Consider the following 14,209-nt stretch of genomic DNA (forward strand, 5'->3'; position numbering starts at 1 on the left):
CTCCGTTCAGTTTTGGCCGGTCAGCCCGGTGCGAATCATCTGCAGGTCGCGCACGTAGCTCATCAACAAGGTGCGAATGTCGCTGCCGTGCAGTTCGTTGAGATGCTCGCGCAGCTTCTGGTGCCCCTGCGACACCTTGGTCAGGCCCTGGATCGCCAGGTCGTAACGCTTGTCGAGGATCTTGTATTCCGAGGACTTGCTCAGGTAGTGCACCTTGGCCAGCGTGACCAGCATCCGGTCCTGCGGCTTGTTGGCCATCGGGATCTCGACGTCGAAGATGCCGAGGATGGTTTTCTTTTCGTTGTCGTGGGTCTTGGCGTACAGGCGCGTCAGCGTCAGCATCGCGTCGAGCAGGGTCTGGAGGTCGCGGTCGCCGTCGCGCACCATGGTGGCGACGCTGCGTCCCTGGTAGCCGGAGGCAATCACCCGCGTCAGCAGGCGCGTCATGCCGGTCCAGGCGACCGCGTGGCGCTGCTCCAGCCCGGAATCGGTGTTGGCCTTGATGCCGTTGCCGAGGTCGTCGAGCTTGTCGCCGAGGTCGTAGCGGCCGTCGCCGGCCAGCATGCTCAAGGTCTGCATGTACAGCACCACGGCCTTCTGCGCGCTGACGAAGTCGTCGTAGACGGCGCGTCGCCTGGCGTCGGTTTCCTTGCCGACCTTGGCCGCGGCTGGCGGCAGGTACAGCTGTTCGCGCGCATAGGTGTCGCGGAAACGGGTCGACAGCTCGGCGTACGCGCCCAGCTTGGCCGACTGGTCGGCGAAGTCGCGCACTTCCTGCAGGCTGACGTTGCCGGTGGCGCAGCCGGACAGTAGCAGGGAAAACAGCAGGACGAACAAGGCGAACAAGGGGCGGCGGGCGGTCATGAGGTCCTTTCAGGCCGCGCGTGAGGGCGTGCCGGAAGGAAGTATTCTGCGCCGCTATCCCAGTGTCGTCTTGCTCGAAGTCAAGTTCAGCCGACCTTCGCCTTGTCGAAGTGCGGATTGAAGATCAGGCCGAACTGGTTGCCGTACGGGTCCTTGATGGCCGCCACCACGATGCCGCCGCCGACCTCGGTGGGCGGCGAGTGGATGGTGCCGCCGAGGCCGACGATGCGGTCGGTTTCGGCGTTGATGTCGGCCGTGCCCCAGTACGCGGTGGCGCCATCCGGGCCGGGCGTGCCGTCCGGGATCAGGCCCAGTTCGAAGCCACCGACTTCGAAGCCGACGTAGTACGGCTCGTTGAAGTAGGGCGCGCGCTCGAGCACGGCCTGGTACCAGGCGGTCGCGGCGGCGATGTCGGTGACGGGATAGACGACGGTGCGCAGGCCTTCGATCATGATGGTTCTCCGGTTGGTTGTTGGGTAGCTATCGTAGCCGATTGTGGATCGTTGATCCGGCGCATCGGCGTCAGCGCGAAGGCCAGCGTGGCGCCGATCACGAGGAACAGGCCGGCGCCAAAAAACAGCTGGGCCAGGCTCACGACTTGCATCAGCAGGCCGGTCAGCGAAGCGGCCAGCGGCGCCAGGCCCATCAGGATGAACATGAAGATGCTCATCGTGCGCCCCAGCATGTCGCGCGGCACGCGGCGCTGGATCCAGGTGAACACGGCGACCTGCATGAAGCCGGCCAGCGCGCCCAGCGCGAGCATCAGCGTCGCGCCTTGCCAGGCGGCGTGGATGGTCCCCATGAACAGCAGCAGGACGCCGGCCAGCGCGTCGACCACGAGCAGCGTCGAGCCCAGCGTGCCGATGCGGAAGTTCGGCCTGAGCGAGGACATGGCCATGCCGAGCAGGGTGCCGGCGCCGTGCGCGCCCATCACCAGGCCGAGCGACGCGGCGCCGCCCAGGCGGGTGCTGGCCAGCACCGGCAGCGCGACCTGCATGGTGCCGCCGACCACCAGGGAAATGATGCCCCAGTACAGGAAAGCGCTGCGCATCTCGGCGTCGCGCCAGACCATCGCCAGGCCGCTGCCGACCGCGGCCAGCACGCCCTGTGGCGCCGCGCGCACGGCGCCGGCGTGCATGCGGACGCGCTGCAAGGTGAAAATGGTCACGGCGAAAGTGAGGGCGTCGAAGGCGAACGCGATGCCCAGGCCGCGCGCGTCGGCGACCGTGCCGCCGGTGTTGCCGGAGAACGCGATCAGCACGCCGGCCAGCAGCGGTCCCGCCAACGAGGTCAGCACGCGCATGCCCATCATCATGCCGTTGGCGATCTGCAGGTGCTCGGGTGCGACCACGTTGGGCAGCATCGACGAGCCGGCCGGAAAGCTGAAGGCCGACGCCAGGCCGATGCCGAGCGCGATCGCGTACAGCAGCGGCATGGTGACCTGCCCGGTCAGCACCAGCGCCGCCAGCAGGCCGAGCAGCGCCGCGTTGGCGTACTTGGTCAGCATCAGCACGGTCTTGGGCGAGTAGCGGTCGGTCAGCGCGCCGCCGATCAGGATGAAGACGGCGCGCGGAATGCCCATCACGGCCAGCACCAGGGCGAGCGTCAGGGCGTCGCGGGTTAGCTGCAGCACCAGCCAGGGCAAGGCGATCAGGGTGAACTGGTCGCCCAGCATCGAGAGAAAGCCGCCGGACATCATCCAGCGGAAGTTGGAGTCGCGCAGCAGCGCGGCCTTGGCGGGCGGGGCGGTCATGGCGCGGGCGGGACGGGGGCGCCGGGCAGTTGTCCGAGCAGGTCGGTCATGCCGGCCAGCTGGTCGGGGTCGATCGCCTTGAGCAGCTCGGCGCTGACCTGGTCGGCGGTGACGCTCGCGTTGAGCAGCAGTTCCTCGCCGGCGGGCGTGACGGCGGCGAAGCCGACGCGGGCATCGCGCGGGTCGGTCTCGCGCGTGACCAGGCCGATCTTTTCCAGCGGCAGCAAGGTGCGCGTGACGCCGGACGCGGTCAGGCCGAGGCGCTCGGCCAGGTCGACCCGGCGCAGCCGGCCGCCGGGAGCGCGCGCCAGGTGGTTGAGCACCTGGTAGTCGCCGAAGCTGATGCCGTGATGGCTGCCGAGGGCGCTGTCGAAGCGGCGGATCAGCAGCGCGTGGGCGCGTGCCAGATGCAGGCAGAAATCGGTCGGGACCGAGGGCGGGATGGTAATCATGGCGGCTCCAAAAAAAATGCTTGACGACGCAAGTATATTCTAGATACTTGCGTAGTCAAGCATTTTTCTCGCCGATCAGCAGACGTCGGCGTCAAGCCCGGGGTCAGGTCCGGCGGACCTGACCCCATGGTTCTGTTAGCGGCCGCGGCCACCGGAGCGGTGCGGCGCCGCAGGACGCGCACCGCGCGCGCCGCCGCCGCCACCGCCGCCAGGACCGGCGCTGCGCGGCTTGGCCGTGCCGCGTCCGCCGCCGCCGACCTTGACCACCTGTCCGCCACCGCCACCGCCGCCGCCCGAGCGTCCGCCGCGGCCGCCATGGCCAGGCGCGCCGCTGCGCAGCTGGATCGCCTGCGCACGCGCGTTCGGATCCGGCTCGAAGCCCGGAATCACTTCACGCGGCAGGCTCTGCTTGATCAGCTTCTCGATGTCTTTCAACATCTCGTGCTCGTCCACGCACACCAGCGACACCGCTTCGCCGGTTGCGCCGGCGCGGCCGGTTCGGCCGATCCGGTGCACATAGTCTTCCGGAATGTTCGGCAGGTCGTAGTTGACCACGTGCGGCAGCTGGTCGATGTCGATGCCGCGCGCGGCGATATCAGTCGCCACCAGCACTTGCAGCTGGCCGTCCTTGAACTCGGCCAGCGCCTTGGTGCGCGCCGACTGGCTCTTGTTGCCGTGGATCGCCATCGCGCCGATGCCGTCGGCGTTCAGCTGCTCGACCAGCTTGTTGGCGCCGTGCTTGGTGCGCATGAACACGAGCACCTGGGTCCACTTGTTCGACTTGATCAGGTGGGCCAGCATCGGGTGCTTCTTGTCGCGGTCGACCGGATGGATCTTCTGCGCGATCACTTCGACGGCCGAATTGCGGCGCGCCACTTCGATCATCGCCGGCTTGTTCAGCAAGCCGTCGGCCAGCGCCTTGATCTCGTCCGAGAACGTGGCCGAGAACAGCAGGTTCTGGCGCTTCGGCGGCAGCACCGCCAGCACTTTCTTGATGTCGCGGATGAAGCCCATGTCGAGCATGCGGTCGGCTTCGTCCAGGATCAGGATCTCGACCTTCGACAGGTCGACGGTGCGCTGCTCCATGTGATCGAGCAGGCGGCCCGGCGTGGCGACCAGGATGTCGACGCCATGCTTGAGCTGCTTGATCTGCGGGTTGATGCCGACGCCGCCGAAGATCACGGCCGAATTCAGGTTGGTGTACTTGCCGTACACGCGCACGCTTTCCTCGACCTGGGCCGCCAGTTCGCGGGTCGGGGTCAGGATCAGGCAGCGCACCGCGCGGGTCGAGCTCTTGCCGGTGAGGGCGGCCCCGACCTTGTCGGTCGACAGGCGGTTCAGGATCGGCAGGGTGAAGCCGGCGGTCTTGCCGGTGCCGGTCTGGGCGCCCGCGAGCAGGTCGCCGCCGGCCAGCACGGCGGGAATCGCCTGGGTCTGGATCGGGGTCGGGACAGTGTAGCCGTGTTCGGTAACGGCACGAACGATGGCATCGGACAAGCCGAGTTGAGCAAATGACATGGTAACTTTATGGTGAGATCGGCCCGTCGCCGCAATGAGGGCGCCAGTGGCAGGCAATCGGATTAGAAAATCAAGGCGGCAATCACACTGGATAAGGTGCCGCTCGATATTGCCGGCGGGGCGCGATGGCCCCGCACAGGTGCAAGCGGGCTATTTTACGCGAAAGGCGACAACAGCGTGACCATCTGGCCAAACACCTTCGGGCTGGCGGCGATGATGTCGCCCTTGTTCAGGTACGCGGACTCGCCGCTGAACTCGCCGCAGATGCCGCCCGCCTCGGTGACCAGCAGCGAACCGGCCGCGATGTCCCAGGTCTTCAGGCCTTTTTCGTAGAAGCCGTCGATGCGGCCGGCGGCCACGTTGGCCAGTTCCAGCGCGGCCGAACCGGAGCTGCGCACGGCCTGGCAGCGCTCGGCCATGATGGCGTACATGCGCATGTACTCGTCCAGCGCGCGCGGGCCGGCGGCGTGGCCCGAACCGATCATCGTGTTGGCAATGCGGTCGTGCTTGGTCACGCGGATGCGTTTTTCGTTGAGGAAGGCGCCGGCGCCCTTGGTGGCGGTGTACAGGTCGTTGCGCACCGGGTCGTAGATGACGGCCTGGGTGATGATGCCGCGCTGCTGCAGCGCGATCGAGACGCAATAGTTGGGGTAGCCGTGCATGAAGTTGGTGGTGCCATCGATCGGGTCGATGATCCACGCGAATTCACTCTCGTCGTTCATGTTGGCGGAAGCGCCCGACTCTTCGGCCAGGATCGCGTGGTCCGGGTAGGCCTTGAGCAGCGTCTCGACGATCGCCTGTTCGGCTGCCTGGTCGACGTCGGTGACGAAGTCCTTGTGTTGTTTTTCTGTAACAACGATGCGGTCGACGTCGAAGGCGGCGCGGTTGATCACGGTGGCGGCGCGGCGGGCGGCCTTGATCGCCGTGTTGAGCATTGGGTGCATAGGGTGCTTTCCGATATGAGAACGCTAACGCCACCGCGCGGTGAGGCGCCGTGAACGATAATGAATGAGAGTGAATTAAAGAGCGGTGCGGCGGCGAAATGGTTAGAATCGCGGCCTTGGTAGCCTTGACAATCAACCTCATCGAACTGCGCGGTAGCGCTATTTTAAATGAACCAGCCCGAAATCAACACGTCTGTTTTCAATCGGCTCCGGGTCGTCCTGGTCGAAACTAGCCGGGCAGGCAACATCGGCGCGGTCGCGCGCGCCATGAAAACCATGGGTTTTTCCGACCTGGTGCTGGTCAATCCGCGCTTTGCCGACGCGCTGGCCGACCCCGAGGCGATCGCGTTCGCCAGCGGCGCCCAGGACGTGCTGGAAGGCGCGCGCATCGTCGGCGACATCGGCGAAGCGCTCGACGGCTGCAATTTCGCCGCCGCGGTGTCGGCCCGGCTGCGCGAGTTTTCGCCGCCGGTGTGGACGCCGCGCGCGTTCGCCGGCCACGTGCACGCGCAGACCGAGCTGCGGCCGGCCGTCGTATTCGGCAACGAGCGCTTCGGCCTGCCGAACCAGATCGTCGAGCAGTGCAATGTGCTGATCAACATCCCGGCCAATCCCGATTACTCGTCGCTGAACCTGGCGCAGGCCGCGCAGGTGGTCGCGTACGAATGCCGCGTGGCGGCCGAGCCGGGGACGGCGGCGGCGGGGCCGATCGGCTTTCATGGCGACTCGGCCAGCCTGGCGCAGGTGGACGGCATGTACGCGCACCTGGAACAGGCGCTGGTGGCGATCGACTTCCTCGACGCCGACAATCCGAAGAAACTGATGCCGCGGCTGCGCAGGCTGTTTGCGCGGACCGGGCTCGAGACCGAGGAAGTAAACATCTTGCGCGGCATCGCGCGCCAGATCCTGAAGAGCGCTAAACAGTAGGGGTCAGGTCCGCTGGACCTGACCCCAAGCCCGGAGACCGCGATGGCAAGTACCAGCTTCCAACCGAGCGCGCGCCGACTGCTGCACGCGCTGCTGCTGGTCCAGCTGGCCGGCGCGATCATCATCGCCCTGATGGCGTGGCGCTGGTTCGGCGCTGCGCCCGCGATGGCGCTTGCCTGCGGCCTCGGCGCTGTCGCGCTGGTGCGCCTGCTGGTCTTCTCGAATAACTTCGTCCTCAGCGCGCGCCACGCCAGCGCCACGCCGCCCGAGTTCCGCCTCGGCCCGGCCGCCTGGCTGCGCCTGTTCGAGGAGGAGTTCGTCGCCAGCATGCTGCAGTCGTCCTGGTATATGCCGCGCGCTACGGCGCGCCAGGTGGCCTATCCGGATTCGCCGGCGCCGCCCGTGCTGCTGCTGCACGGCTACGGCTGCAACAGCGGCTACTGGACCCATCTGCTCCCGCTGCTCGACGCCGCCCGCATCAGCCACGCCACGCTCGACCTCGAACCGGTCACCGGCTCGATCGACGACTACGCGCCGCTGGTGCAGCGCGCCGTCGAGTCGTTGTGCGCCGCCGCCGGCGCCGACAAGGTGGCGATCGTCGCCCACAGCATGGGCGGGCTGGTCGCGCGCGCCTGGATGCGCGCCCACGGGACCGAGCGGGTATCACGCGTGATCACGCTCGGCACGCCGCACCACGGCACCTGCCTGGCCAGTTTCGGCGTCGGCCTGAACGCGGCCCAGATGCAGCGCAGCGCCGACTGCGGCCAGGAGAGCGCCTGGCTGCGCGCGCTGAACGCGTCCGAGTCTGCCGCCACGCGCGCGCTCATAACGTCGATCTACACCCATCACGACAACATCATCGCGCCGCAGACCTCCTGCATCCTCGAAGGCGCGCACAACATCGCCATCGGCGGCGTCGGCCACGTCGCGCTCGGCCGCAACCCGGGCGTGCTCGCGCGCGTGATGCGCGAGATCGCGTGATAAGCTGGCGCCTTGTTCCGCATACCGGGGAAAAGCGTGGCGCGCATCCTGATCATCGAAGACAACCCCACCAACATGGAGTTGATGTCCTACCTGCTGACCGCCTTCGGCCACACGCCGCTGATGGCCTTCGACGGCGAGAGCGGCGTGCGGATGGCGCGCGAGCAGCGCCCCGACCTGATCCTGTGCGACGTCTACCTGCCCAAGCTCGATGGCTACGGCGTCGTGGCCGCGCTCAAGGGCGATCCGGCGCTGCGCGCGATACCGGTGCTGGCGTCGACCGCGCTGGCGATGGTGGGCGACCGCGAGCGGCTGATGGAGGCCGGCTTCGACGGCTACCTGGCCAAGCCGATCGAGCCGGAGCTGTTCGTCGACCAGCTGGCGCCGTTCCTTCCGCGCCCATAGAGGTGGTATGCTTGGGGCAGGAATAACCCACGCCGCCCGCCATGCTCCAGAAAGCTCCACGCAGAACCCGCGAACGCATCCTCGAATTGTCGCTGCGGCTGTTCAACGAGTTTGGCGAACCAAACATCACCACCACGGTCATCGCCGAAGAGATGAATATCTCGCCCGGCAACCTGTACTACCACTTCCGTAACAAGGACGACATCGTCAACTCGCTGTTCGCCCAGTTCGAGGAGGAGATCGGCCGCATCCTGACGGTGCCCGATCCGCGCAGCTCCAACATCGAGAACGTGTGGCGCTACCTGCACCTGATGTTCGAACTGATCTGGCGCTGGCGCTTCTTCTACCGCGACCTGAACGACCTGCTGTCGCGCAACCGCAAGCTCGAACTGCATTTCAAGCAGATCCTGGCGCACAAGATCAAAGTGGCGCGCGAGCTGTGCATGGACCTGCGCGCCGAGGGCAAGCTGGAAGCGTCCGACGCCCAGATCGACGCGACGGCGACCAACATGGTGGTGGTGGCGACCTACTGGCTGTCGTACGAATACGTGCGCAATCCGCGCAAGTACACCGAGCAGCAGGCCATGGCCGACGCGCTCGCGCGCGGCTGCTACCAGGTGCTGTCGATGCTGGCGCCTTACCTGCGCGGCGATACCCACGTCCTGTTCGAGAGCCTTTCGCAGGACTTCCTGAAAAACCTGAACTGACCGAGGAGACTCGCATGGCCTGGATCGACTTCCCGCATCACGAAGACGCGTATGTCCGCGACGCGGCCTGCCTGCGCAGGGACTGGGCGCGCCTGCACGCGGGCGACTGCGAACCGTTCCCGGTGCGCGAGGCGCTGGTCGAAGCCTGGATCGCCTACCATGCGGGCGACTTTCAGCGCGCGAAAAAGCTGGGACTGACGGTGGGCCTGGACGGCTACTCGGTCGCGCACAAGGCCAGCTGCACCTACGCCAGCTACCTCGAGACCAACGAAAAGCGCAAGTTCGACCTGTTCGAGGAAGTGGCCGAGCGCTGCGACCGCCAGCAGGCCGAGCAGCCCGACAATCCGGCCGCGTGGTACTGGCAGGCGCTGGCGCTGGGCCGCTATTCGCAGGGCATCTCGGTGGTCAAGGCGCTCACCCACGGCATCGCGCCGAAAGTGCGCGCCGGCTTCGAGCGCGCCATTGCGCTGGCGCCGGCGCATGCGGACGCCCACATCGGGCTGGGCGTGTTCCACGGCGAGATCATCGCCAACGTCGGCACCCTGATCGGCGGCCTGACCTACGGCGCGCGCAAGGAAGAATGCTACCGCGCCTTCCATGAGGCGCTGCGGCTCAATCCGGCCTCGCCCAACGCCCACATCGAATACGCCAACGCGCTGCTCAAGCTGGAAGGCAAGAAGAAGATGGAAGAGGCGGTGGCGCTGTACCGGCAGGCCGCGGCGCTGGTCCCGGCCGACGCCAAGGAGCGGCTCGAAGTCGAGCTGGCCAAAGAACAGTTAGAGGACGAATGAAATCGATTTGCGTGTATTGCGGCGCCTCGTTCGGCGCCAACCCGGTGTACGCCGACGCGGCGCGCGCGCTGGCGGCGGTGCTGGTCGAGCATAACATCGGCCTGGTCTACGGCGGCGGCAACGTCGGCCTGATGGGCGTGATCGCCGACGAAGTGCTGCGCCTGGGCGGCGAAGTCACCGGCGTGATCCCGCGCGCGCTGCTCGAACGCGAAGTGGGCCACCTGGGACTGACGCGCCAATTCGTCGTCAAGGACATGCACGAGCGCAAAGCCATGATGGCCGAACTGTCGGACGGCTTCATCGCCATGCCGGGCGGGATGGGCACGCTGGAAGAGCTGTTCGAGATGCTGACCTGGGCGCAGCTGGGCATCCACGCCAAGCCGGTGGGCGTGCTGAACGTGAACGGTTTCTACGACGGCCTGGCGGCCTTTGTCGCGCACCAGCGCGATGAAGGCTTCGTGCGCGCAGAACACGCCGGCCTGATGATGGTGGAAACTACGCCCGAAGCGATCGTGCGGCGGCTGTTTGAAGCGGCGCCGACCTAAGACATGGGGTCAGGTCCGGCGGACCTGACCCCGGTTTTGACGCGTGGCCTGAATCATGCGTTGATCCCGATCGGGATGACCTGGTTGCGTCCCGACGACTTGGCGATATACATCGCGCGGTCGGCGCGCGAAATGGTGTCGGCGAACGGCTCGCCGCCGCAACGCTCCACCAGTCCCGCCGAGAACGTAATGGTCAGTTCGCGATCCAGTTCGCTGATGCGCATCGCGCCCACCCGGGCGGACATTCGGTTCAGCACCAGGGTCGCCTCGCTCAATTCCGTATCCGGCAGCATCAGCAGGAATTCCTCGCCGCCCCAGCGCGCCAGCACATCGTCGGCGCGCAGCTCGTCGCGCACGGCGCCGGCAAAGGTGCGCAGGACCGCGTCGCCGCCGGCGTGACCGTAGCGGTCGTTGATGCTTTTGAAGAAATCGATGTCGATCAGGGCGATGCAGGCCGGCTTGCGGCCGGCCGGCTGGCGCCGTTCCTCGGCGCCCAGCACTTCGTTCATGTGGCGGCGGTTGGCCAGCGAGGTCAGTTCGTCGACCGTGGCCAGCGTGCGGATCGTGCTCACCGCGGTCAGCAGTTCTTCTTTCTGGCGCTTCAGTCGCGCGCGCAGCTTGGTCATCTCGCCGGTCAGCAGCGCCACCGCGATCATCGAGGTGGCGGCCAGCCCGAAGTGCACCGCCTCGACCTGCAGCGGGTACGCTGTCGGGTCGCCGGCCATCAGCAAGGTGATGGTGACGCCCAGCGCGCACACGGAGCAGGCGCACAGTGCCAGCGTTTCGCGCGGGCGCAGCGAGAAGGTGCAGAACACGATAATCACCGGCATCACGATCAGGGTCGCGCCGCGCAGCGGCCCGGTGAGCGTGTAGAGGCCGATGTTGCAGGCGATCGCAAGCACCGACTGCAGCACGGCCAGGTGGGCCGGCAGGATGCCCAGCCGCTTGCTGAAGCGGATCAGGCCGTAGAAGCCCAGCACGCTGCTCATGCCAAACCAGATCAGGCTCACCCCGACCTGGCGTTCGACGATGCCCTCGTCGATCAGCGCGATCATCAGGAACATGCACAGGACGTAGAACATCACGGTCGCGCCCCAGTAGCCGAGCAGGCGGCGCAGCTTGGGGTCTTCGCCGAGGAACAACCGTGCCAGTTTATGCCGCAGCGACATCGTGACACTCCTTTTGGTTAGTTGATGCAATGGATAAGGCCTGGGCGCGCAGCATGGCCGCGACCTGCTCGGGCGGAAGAGGGGGGCTGAACAGATAGCCCTGCATTTCGTCGCAGTCGTTCTCGCGCAAAAAGGCGCACTGCTGTTCGGTCTCGACGCCCTCGGCGATCACGCGCAGGTTCAGCTTGTGGCCCAGCGAGATGACCGCCATCGCAATGGCCTGGTCGTCGGTGTTGTCGGCCAGTTCGCGCACGAAGGACTTGTCGATCTTCAGGCTGCTGATCGGGAAGGACTTGAGCGCCGACAGGCTCGAATAGCCGGTGCCGAAGTCGTCGATCGACAGCGAGATGCCCATCGCTTTGAGCTGGCGCATCTTGTCGACCGATTGCGCCAGGTCGCGCATGATCAGGCTTTCCGTCACTTCCAGTTCGAGCGCCTCGGCCGGCAGCGCGCTGGCGGCCAGCGCGTGCGCGACCCGCTCGACCAGGCGCTTGTCCTCGAACTGGCGCGGCGACACGTTGACCGACATCGACACCGGCGCCAGGCCGGCCGCGCGCCAGGCCATGTTCTGGCGGCAGGCGGTGTGCAGCACCCAGTCGCCGATCGCGCCGATCAGGCCCGCTTCCTCGGCCAGGCAGATGAAGCGCAGCGGCGAGATCAGGCCGTGCTCGGGATGGTGCCAGCGGATCAGCGCCTCGACGCCGAAGATGCGGCCGGTGCGCAGGTCCACCTTCGGCTGGTACAGCAGGTGGAACTGCTGTTCGTCGAGCGCGTTGCGCAGGCCCTCGAGCAGCACCAGCTTTTCTTCGACGCTGGCGTTCATCTCGCGGGTGTAGAACTGGAAGGTGTTTTTGCCCATGTCCTTGGAGCGGTACATGGCCGCGTCGGCGTTCATCATCAGCGTGTTCGGATCGGCGCCGTCGCGCGGGTACATCACCACGCCCATGCTGCAGCTGACCTGCACCTCCTGGCCCTCGACCAGCACCGGCGCGCGCACCGCCTGGCGGATCTTTTCCAGCACCGGCGTCAGCGCCATCGCGTTGTCGGCCAGGTCGGACAGGATGATGACGAATTCGTCGCCGCCGAAGCGGCCCAGGGTGTCGTCGCGCCGCACGCAGCCCTGCATGCGCGCGCCGACCACTTTCAGCAGTTCGTCGCCGGCATTGTGGCCAAGGCCGTCGTTGACCAGCTTGAAGCCGTCCAGGTCGATGAAGGCGACCGCCACGCAGCGGCCGGTGCGCTGGGCGTGCAGGATGGCCTGGTCGAGCCGGTCGCGGATCAGGCTGCGGTTGGGCAGGCCGGTCAGCTCGTCGTGGTGCGCCATGTGGCGGATGCGTTCTTCGGCGCGCTTGCGCTCGGTGATGTCGCGCACGATCGCCACCACGCCGTCTTCCACCGCGACCACCTGGCGATGCATCCAGATGTCGCGCGTGCGCTCGGTGTTGCCGCGCCACTCGGCTTCGCGCATCCCGCCCAGCATCGCCACCTTGACCATGTCGTCGAAGATGCCGTTGGCGCGGTAGGCCGGCAGGATCGTCAGCAGCGTGGCGCCGATCAGCGCCTCGCGTTCCAGGCCGGTCAGCTGCACCGCGCGGCCGTTGGTCGCCTCGAAGCGGAAGTCGGTGATGGCGCCGTTCTCGTCGAACATGCTGCGCAGGACGAAGAAGGCGTCCAGGCTGGCTTCGGAAGCGGCGGCGAAGGTCTCCTGTGCGCGCCGGATTCCGCGCTGGGTGCGCGACAGCTGCCACGACCACAGGCAGACCAGCGTGACGATCAATACCAGCAGGGCGCTGGCGCCGCTGGCCGCCCACAGGTAGGTGCGGCGGTGCTTTTCGAAGCCGGCCATCTGCTCGCCGCGCTCCAGCGCGACCATCGCGCTGATCGGGAAGCCGTGCAGGCGGCGCACGCTGGTGTAGCGCACCACGCCGTCCCACGAATTGACGGTCGCTTCGGACGGACGCTCGACCGGCGCCAGTTTGGCCTGCTGGCCCCAGCTGACGTTGTCGCCGCTGCGCATCGCGCGGAACACGCCGTCGGCGCCGAACAGGCCGAGCGCGCCGCGCTCGCCCATGCGCGAACGCTCGTAGCCGCTGGTGAAGTAGCCCGGGTCGGCCTCGACGATGGCGACGCCGGCGAAGTTCCCCGCGGCGTCATTGATGCGCCGGGTGAAGTGCAGGTGCCACTCGGGATTGGCGGCGTCGCGCGTCATCTGGCTGACGAACGGGGTATCGGTGTCGGCGTGGCGGTGGAATTCGAAGTATGGTTCGCCGGCGACGCTGATATGGGCCGCGGGAGGATTGCTGGCGACGATGCGGCCGTCGCGGTCGGCGATGCTGACGACGAATACCAGGCCGGAAGGCAGCAGGCCTTTTTCCGAGAGGCTGGGCAGGGCGGCGGCGGGGCCTTTGAGCTGCACCGCGAATTTGAGCACCTTCAGGGTCTGGTCGATGCCGCCCAGGTTGCGCGCCAGCTGGGCCTCGTAAGTGTCGATCAGTTCATGCGCGGACTCGCGCGCCGCGAGGTCGGCCGCGGCGCGTTCGATGCGCACGAAGTGGCCGGCCAGGGTCCAGATCGCGAGCAGCAGCACCAGCGCGAACAAGGGCAGCGAGATGTGGGTTTCGAGGCCGCGCCGCAACCAGCGCCGCAGCATGCCGTCGCCGTCGCCGCGGATGCGGGACAGGGCGTGGGCGTGGGTGGCGTCGCGCGGCATGGGCGGGTCAGTGCAGTACCAGCACCGGCTTGACCGACGCGTCGAGCGCCGACTTGTCGATGTAACCGATTACGGCAGGGTTGTCGGCAACCAGCTTGCGCACGGCGGCGCTGTTGGGCGCCTCGCGCGGCGGCTGGCCGCGGCCGGTGAAGATCATCTTGGCCCAGTGGGCCTTCATCAGCGTCGGCGTCTTCGATGCCACCTTGGCATAGAACTCGTTGCGCTGCGGCGAGCCCAGGGCCTGGTCGAGCGCGAAGGCTTCGGCGCCGTCCGGGAAGCGTCCGACCTGGCCGAGGAAGATATCGGCCACCTGGTCGGCGCGCAGGGTCGCCACCGTGCTTTTGGCCGAGACGATCACCACCAGTTCGGACGCGCCGGCGCCGCTCGCGAGCAGGGACAGCACGAAGGCGGCGAGGAGTTGGCGCATGCTGGGTAATTGCATC

Annotated in this window: 15 protein-coding genes; 6 read left to right on the forward strand and 9 right to left on the reverse strand. The window is 67.1% G+C overall.

What is annotated here, in order from left to right:
- Positions 1-6 precede the first annotated feature (6 nt).
- The 6 genes from AC1D02_RS16095 to AC1D02_RS16120 all read right to left on the reverse strand — a co-directional run bounded on the left by AC1D02_RS16095 (position 7) and on the right by AC1D02_RS16120 (position 5,522).
- Positions 7-864 carry a hypothetical protein gene (locus AC1D02_RS16095; RefSeq protein ID WP_477318620.1) on the reverse strand — a complete coding sequence of 286 codons (858 nt, stop codon included), beginning with the start codon at positions 862-864 and terminating at the stop codon, positions 7-9.
- Between the two features lie 86 nt (positions 865-950).
- Complete coding sequence (locus AC1D02_RS16100) at positions 951-1,316, reverse strand: VOC family protein (protein WP_477318622.1); 366 nt, start codon at positions 1,314-1,316, stop codon at positions 951-953.
- Positions 1,313-2,617, reverse strand: a complete 1,305-nt coding sequence (locus AC1D02_RS16105; RefSeq protein WP_477318624.1) for an MFS transporter — start codon at positions 2,615-2,617, stop codon at positions 1,313-1,315. The genes AC1D02_RS16100 and AC1D02_RS16105 overlap by 4 nt, the downstream gene beginning before the upstream one ends.
- Positions 2,614-3,069 carry a MarR family winged helix-turn-helix transcriptional regulator gene (locus tag AC1D02_RS16110; RefSeq protein ID WP_477318626.1) on the reverse strand — a complete coding sequence of 152 codons (456 nt, stop codon included), beginning with the start codon at positions 3,067-3,069 and terminating at the stop codon, positions 2,614-2,616. Before AC1D02_RS16110 ends, AC1D02_RS16105 begins: the two co-directional genes overlap by 4 nt.
- A 135-nt stretch (positions 3,070-3,204) precedes the next feature.
- The gene (locus AC1D02_RS16115; RefSeq protein ID WP_477318628.1) at positions 3,205-4,587 is read right to left on the reverse strand and encodes a DEAD/DEAH box helicase; all 1,383 of its coding nucleotides are present in this window, start codon (positions 4,585-4,587) and stop codon (positions 3,205-3,207) included.
- Positions 4,588-4,742: 155 nt separating this feature from the next.
- Positions 4,743-5,522, reverse strand: coding sequence for an inositol monophosphatase family protein (locus AC1D02_RS16120; RefSeq protein ID WP_477318942.1), 780 nt, complete (start codon positions 5,520-5,522; stop codon positions 4,743-4,745).
- Between the two features lie 177 nt (positions 5,523-5,699).
- Here AC1D02_RS16120 and AC1D02_RS16125 point away from each other — a divergent pair, with 177 nt between their 5' ends.
- From AC1D02_RS16125 to AC1D02_RS16150, 6 genes are read left to right on the forward strand one after another with little or no spacing between them, the layout of a single operon-like run.
- Positions 5,700-6,458 (forward strand): RNA methyltransferase, encoded by a 759-nt coding sequence (locus AC1D02_RS16125; protein WP_477318630.1) that lies wholly within the window; start codon positions 5,700-5,702, stop codon positions 6,456-6,458.
- A gap of 42 nt (positions 6,459-6,500) precedes the next feature.
- Positions 6,501-7,439 (forward strand): lipase family alpha/beta hydrolase, encoded by a 939-nt coding sequence (locus AC1D02_RS16130; protein WP_477318632.1) that lies wholly within the window; start codon positions 6,501-6,503, stop codon positions 7,437-7,439.
- 36 nt (positions 7,440-7,475) lie between these two features.
- Entirely contained in the window at positions 7,476-7,844 is a 369-nt protein-coding gene (locus AC1D02_RS16135) for a response regulator (RefSeq protein WP_477318634.1), read from the forward strand.
- 41 nt (positions 7,845-7,885) lie between these two features.
- Positions 7,886-8,551 (forward strand): TetR/AcrR family transcriptional regulator, encoded by a 666-nt coding sequence (locus tag AC1D02_RS16140; protein ID WP_477318636.1) that lies wholly within the window; start codon positions 7,886-7,888, stop codon positions 8,549-8,551.
- Between the two features lie 14 nt (positions 8,552-8,565).
- Positions 8,566-9,342, forward strand: coding sequence for a hypothetical protein (locus AC1D02_RS16145; RefSeq protein WP_477318638.1), 777 nt, complete (start codon positions 8,566-8,568; stop codon positions 9,340-9,342).
- On the forward strand, positions 9,339-9,887 hold the full coding sequence (locus AC1D02_RS16150; protein WP_477318640.1) for an LOG family protein: 549 nt from the start codon (positions 9,339-9,341) through the stop codon (positions 9,885-9,887). Before AC1D02_RS16145 ends, AC1D02_RS16150 begins: the two co-directional genes overlap by 4 nt.
- Positions 9,888-9,940: 53 nt before the next feature.
- Here AC1D02_RS16150 and AC1D02_RS16155 read toward each other — a convergent pair whose 3' ends face one another.
- Genes AC1D02_RS16155 through AC1D02_RS16165 form a run of 3 tightly spaced genes read right to left on the reverse strand, consistent with a single transcriptional unit; the run spans position 9,941 to position 14,193 of the window.
- Positions 9,941-11,056, reverse strand: a complete 1,116-nt coding sequence (locus AC1D02_RS16155; protein ID WP_477318642.1) for a diguanylate cyclase — start codon at positions 11,054-11,056, stop codon at positions 9,941-9,943.
- Positions 11,040-13,766 carry a bifunctional diguanylate cyclase/phosphodiesterase gene (locus AC1D02_RS16160; protein WP_477318644.1) on the reverse strand — a complete coding sequence of 909 codons (2,727 nt, stop codon included), beginning with the start codon at positions 13,764-13,766 and terminating at the stop codon, positions 11,040-11,042. The genes AC1D02_RS16155 and AC1D02_RS16160 overlap by 17 nt, the downstream gene beginning before the upstream one ends.
- Before the next feature lie 7 nt (positions 13,767-13,773).
- Positions 13,774-14,193 carry a phosphate ABC transporter substrate-binding protein gene (locus AC1D02_RS16165; protein WP_477318646.1) on the reverse strand — a complete coding sequence of 140 codons (420 nt, stop codon included), beginning with the start codon at positions 14,191-14,193 and terminating at the stop codon, positions 13,774-13,776.
- Positions 14,194-14,209 lie beyond the last annotated feature (16 nt).

The organism is Massilia sp. P1_C10 (assembly GCF_056406475.1).